Source organism: uncultured Aquabacterium sp. (genome assembly GCF_947366995.1).
In the GTDB taxonomy this organism is placed as follows: domain Bacteria; phylum Pseudomonadota; class Gammaproteobacteria; order Burkholderiales; family Burkholderiaceae_C; genus Aquabacterium.
Genome location: NZ_CANBCC010000119.1, coordinates 1 through 4334 on the forward strand (window position 1 = coordinate 1; position 4334 = coordinate 4334).

4 protein-coding genes are annotated in these 4334 nt (G+C 68.5%); all 4 read right to left on the reverse strand.

What is annotated here, in order from left to right:
* A partial coding sequence (locus Q0Z44_RS18115) for a phosphoribosylaminoimidazolesuccinocarboxamide synthase (protein WP_298015386.1) occupies positions 1-891 on the reverse strand: 891 nt, incomplete at its 3' end.
* A gap of 89 nt (positions 892-980) precedes the next feature.
* Positions 981-2966, reverse strand: a complete 1986-nt coding sequence (locus tag Q0Z44_RS18120; protein ID WP_298015388.1) for an ATP-binding protein — start codon at positions 2964-2966, stop codon at positions 981-983.
* A complete protein-coding gene (locus tag Q0Z44_RS18125) occupies positions 2963-3784 on the reverse strand; it encodes an alpha/beta hydrolase (protein ID WP_298015390.1) in 822 nt (273 codons plus the stop codon). The genes Q0Z44_RS18120 and Q0Z44_RS18125 overlap by 4 nt, the downstream gene beginning before the upstream one ends.
* A gap of 209 nt (positions 3785-3993) precedes the next feature.
* Positions 3994-4334, reverse strand: a 341-nt coding sequence (locus Q0Z44_RS18130) for a class II fructose-bisphosphate aldolase (RefSeq protein WP_298015392.1), incomplete at its 5' end; no start/stop codon positions are given.

Sequence of the window (4334 nt, forward strand, 5' to 3'; positions counted from 1 at the left end):
CATCAGCCGTGTCAGCGCTTCCTGGTACTTGGCCGCGGTCTTCTCGATCACATCCTGCGGCAGCGCCGGCGACGGTGCGGTCTTGTCCCAGGGCTGGCCGTTGACGGTGGCCTGCTCCAGCCAGTCGCGCAGGAACTGCTTGTCGAAGCTCGGCGGGTTGCGGCCTTCCACATAACCCTCGGCAGGCCAGAAGCGCGAGGAATCCGGCGTCAGCACCTCGTCCATCACGGTCAGCGTGCCGTGCTCGTCCAGGCCGAACTCGAACTTGGTGTCGGCAATGATGATGCCCTTGGTCAGCGCGTAGTCGGCAGCGGTCTTGTAGAGCTTCAGCGCCAGCGCACGCACCTTCTCGGCCATCTCGGCGCCGATGATCTCGCTCATCTTGTCGAACGAGATGTTCTCGTCGTGCTCCCCCACTTCGGCCTTGGTGGCCGGCGTGAAGATGGGCTCGGGCAGCTTGCTGGCGTTCTGCAGGCCGGCGGGCAGCTTCACGCCGCACACCTCGCCGTTGTCCTGGTATTCCTTCCAGCCGCTGCCAGCCAGGTAGCCACGCACCACCGCCTCCACGGGCAGGGGCTTGAGTTTCTTGACCAGCATGGCGCGGCCTTCCACCTGGGGGCGCTCTTCGGGCGTCACGACGCTCAGCGGGTCTTCGCCAGTCAGGTGGTTCGGGGCCACGTCCTTGAGCAGGTCGAACCAGAACAGCGCCATCTTCGTCAGCAGCGCGCCCTTGCCCGGAATCGGCTCGCCCATGATCACGTCGAACGCGCTGATGCGGTCGGAGGCCACCATCAGGATGCGGTCGTTGCCGACGGCGTAGTTGTCGCGGACCTTGCCGCGGGCCAGCAGCGGCAGCGAGGTGATGGCGGAGGTGTGGAGGGCAGAAGTCATGGAAAAGGCGCCAGAAGGGTTCGCGGCGGGCCGGCACGCAGCCCGGTCGTCAAACCGACATTGTGCCGCCTGTTGACCTCGCCGTCGCCTCACGCCGCTGGCGGCGTATCCCCCTGCTCCGGCGCCCCGGCCACCAGCTCGCTCAGTTCGGCCATCAGGCGACCGATGTCGAGGGGCTTGGTCCAGTAGGCGGCGAAGCCGGCCGCCAGCGCCCGTTCGATGTCGGCCGGCATGGCATCGGCCGACACCACGGCCGCCGGCACCTGCGCCAGGTGGGGCAGGCGGCGCAAGGCGGCCAGCAGAGCCAGCCCGTCCGTGTCGGGCAGGTGCATGTCGAGCAGCAGCACATCGGGTCGCAGCGTGCGTGCCGCTTCGAGCGCGTCGGCACCGGTCTCGGCCACCGTGAGGTGGAAGTCCGGCCGGTCCTCGAAGACGGAGGCCATCAGGATGGCGTTGACCCGGTTGTCCTCGACGTACAGCACCTCGCGCACGCGAGCCGTGGCCGGCAGTCTGGCCGCCATCGTGCCGTCCCCAGCGGGCGCCAGCGGGTCCAGAGCCCCTGCACCGGTCGGGGCCCACGGGTCATGTCTGTGCTGGTCGTCCTGGGTGCCGGGCACGGGCTGCAACGCAACCTGGAAACACGCGCCCAGCCCGGGTCGAGACCGCAGCTGCAACTCCCCGCCCATCAGCTCGACCAGCCCCCGCGTGATCACCAGGCCCAGGCCCACGCCCTCCACGCCGCTGCGCTCTGCACCCAGCCGGTTGAAGGGCTGGAAGAGCTGGGTCTGCTGCGCCTCGCTCAAGCCCGGCCCCTCGTCCTGCACGGCGATCACCACGCGGCCGCCCTCGTTGCGCACGTCGACCGTCACCGCGCCGCCCAGCGGGCCATACTTGATCGCGTTGGAGAGCAGGTTGAGCAGCACCTGCAGGAGCCGGTTGTCATCCGCCAGGGCCGACCACCCCTGCTGCACCGGCGGCACGATCACGACGTGACGCGAAACCGCCAGGGGCTCGACCAGCCGCATCGCCTGGCGCAGCACCGGGTCCACCTCCATGGGCTGCACGTGGATGCTCGTGTGCCCGGCCTCGATGCGCGACAGCTCGAGCACCTCGTTGACCAGGTGCAGCAGGCTGTCGCCCGCGGCCTCGATGTAGCCGAGCTTGCGGCGCTGGTCGGCATCCAGCGGGGCACCCTGGGTGCGCATGAGCCGCGCAAAGCCCAGGATGCCGTTGAGCGGCGTGCGCAGCTCGTGGCTCATGCGGGCCAGAAAGGCGCTCTTGGCCTGGCTGGCCCGCTCGGCAGCTTCGCGCTCGTGGTGGTGGTGCTCCATTTCGCGGCGACCGGTGATGTCCTGCGCGTAGCCGTGCCACAGCACCGTGCCGTCCGGCTCCCCATGCGGCGACGCATGCGTCTCCCGCCACTGCTCGCGGCCATCGAGGAGCACCCGGTACTCCAGGCGCCAGGGTTGTAGCGACGCCGCCGACTGCGCCACCGCGGCCATCAGCTGCGCCCGGTCGTCCGGGTGCATCACGCTCCACAGCGCATTGGCGTCGGCCAGCGCCTGCACGGGCGTCACCCCGAAAAGCGGGCGCACGCCTTCGGTGACATAGGTGAAGGCGAGGTGCGACTCGGGTTGCGAGGATCGCCGCAGCTGGAACAGCATGCCCGGTGCTTCTTCGGCCACCCGCTTGATGGCCAGCAGCTGGTACTCCAGCCGACGGCGCTCCTTGATGCGCATGAACACCACCAGCGCCCCGCCGTCGGCGTCGGCGCGCCGTGCGTTGAGCAGCACGTCGACCACCGTGCCATCCACCCGCTGCAGCAGCATCGACACCTCTTCCACCTCGCCTTGCGCGGCGAGCATCGGCTGCACATACGTGTGCCACATCAGGCGCCCCGCCTGCGGGTAGAGCGTCGTCACGCCCCGGCCGTGCAGCTCTTCCGGCCCTGCCACGCCCAGCCAGCCGGCCAGTGTGACGTTGGCTGCACGCACCAGCCCGTCACGGTCCAGGCGTACCAACCCGCACGGCAGCACGTCACCGAGTTCGACGTCGGCACCCCATCGGTCTGTCATGGTGTGGCTGCCCGCTTTGGCCGGCGCAGGTCATTGCGAATCAGCGCAATCGTCTCGTCGGGATGGCTCAGGTGCGGGCAATGCCCGGTGGCTGCCATGCGGTTGAGCCGCGCTCGGGGGATGTGCCGAAGAAGGTAGTCGCCCACCGAGGACGGGGCAACGGCATCGTCGGCGCACTGCATGATGAGCACCGGCACAGGGATGCGCGGCAGGTGCTGGCGAATGTCGGACGTGAACACCACTTCGGCGAAGCGTCGCACGATGGCTGGATCGCCGGCGCACAGGTTCTCGCGCATCTCGGCCACCCGCTCGGGCCACACGGTCGTCTTGACCACGAGCGGGGCCAGCATGTCGGCCCAACCCACCATGTTGCGGTCCATGAGGTCCAGCATGTCCATCACGTCCTGCCGCTCGAAGCCCCCCACATACTCGCCATCGTTGATGAAGCAGGGGTTCGGGCCGACCAGGATCAGGCGCTCGAAGAGTTCCGGCCGGTCAATGCTGGCCAGCGCCCCGATCGAACCACTGACGGAATGCGCCACCAGCACGACCTGCTCATGCCGCAGGGCGTCGAGCACCTCGATGAGGTCCTGCTCGTAGCCTTCCAGGCTGCCATAGCGCTGGGGTGTCCAGGCGCACAGGTCGGAGCGCCCGCTGCCGACGTAATCGAACAGCACGATGCGGTGGTCGCGAGCCAGGTCCGCGGCCACAAAGCGCCAGATGCGCTGATCGCAGCCGAAGCCGTGCGCCAGCACCAGCACGCGCTCGCCCCGCCCGATTTCCGTGACGTGGTTGCGTGCGCGGACGTCGTTCTTCATGACGCCTCTCCTCATTTTGTGTGTGGGATCCTGCTCATGCTGGTGCAAGGCACAGACCTCCATCGCGGTTGTAGCACAGCGGCCGCGCCGTGGGCGAGCACCGTCGCGCACCCCGCACGGCGACCGGGGCAAGCCACGAAAAAGGCCGACAGCGCCTGCGCCCTGTCGGCCTGATGGCCGGCCCTTCGGCCGGCGCGGTGTGGTGGCGATCAGGCCACGATCTGGGCCAGCTTGCCCGCAGCGTACAGCGAGGCGATCTCGCTCAGGCCGATGGGCTTGATCTTGCCGGCCTGACCTTCGCAGCCGAACTCCATGTAACGCTGCTTGCACACCTGCTTGGCGGCCTCGCGGGCGGGCTTGAGCCATTCGCGGGCGTCGAACTTGTCCGGGTTCTCGAACAGGAACTTGCGCACGGCACCGGTCATGGCCAGGCGGATGTCGGTGTCGATGTTGATCTTGCGCACGCCGTACTTGATGGCTTCCTGGATTTCCTCGACGGGCACGCCGTAGGTTTCCTTCATCTTGCCGCCGTACTGGTTGATGATGGCCA